We start from the raw sequence: 664 nt of genomic DNA, 5'->3' as shown, positions 1-664 counted from the left end.
GGGCTTTTTGTACTCTCTGCAAGATGACTACCCGAAAGCAGCAAAGTATTTTGCTGATGCGTTAAGTTTACACGCACTTCCAGTGCCTGTAGCACAGCAAGTTCGTTATAGCTTGGCGCAGCTTTACTTAGCCGAAGGGCAATTTAAAAAGTCAGTAGCAACCATGAATGAGTGGTTCAAAATTGCACAAACCACCGAAGAAAAGCCACAAGCGCATGCATACATCACTCTAGCAAGTGCTTATGTTCAGCTAGAAGATTACAAAAACGCGATTCCACCAGCTAAGCAAGCAATCGCTATGAGTAAAGAACCTAGTGAATCTTGGTATCAGCTACTGATGTCTGCGCATTATGAACTTAAGCAGTTCAAGAGCGTTGCGGGTGTATTGAAAACATTAACCACTAAATATCCAAAAAATAAGCGTTACTGGACTCAATTGTCTGGTATTTACATGGAGTTAAATCAAGAGCGCAATGCCCTTTCAACACTAGAAATGGCTCATAAGATGGGTCTCTTAGAAGGTGAGAAAGAATACCTACGTTTAGTAAACTTCCAAGCTTATCAAGGGGTGCCTTTCCGCGCAGCGAAAACACTTCAAGCAGCCTTTGATAATGGTCATGTAGAACGCAACGCAAAAAATTTGGAAACACTTGGTTCGTTGTGG

The 664-nt window shown here is 42.2% G+C and carries 1 protein-coding gene; it reads left to right on the top strand.

The window, feature by feature from the left end; genetic code table 11:
* Positions 1-664: tetratricopeptide repeat protein (locus R7O13_RS27650; protein WP_318305295.1), on the top strand; the 664-nt coding region annotated here is incomplete at both ends.

The organism is Vibrio sp. Y176, assembly GCF_033438945.1.
Note: the sequence above shows the minus strand (reverse complement) of the source record. Positions and strands in the feature narration are given on the sequence as shown.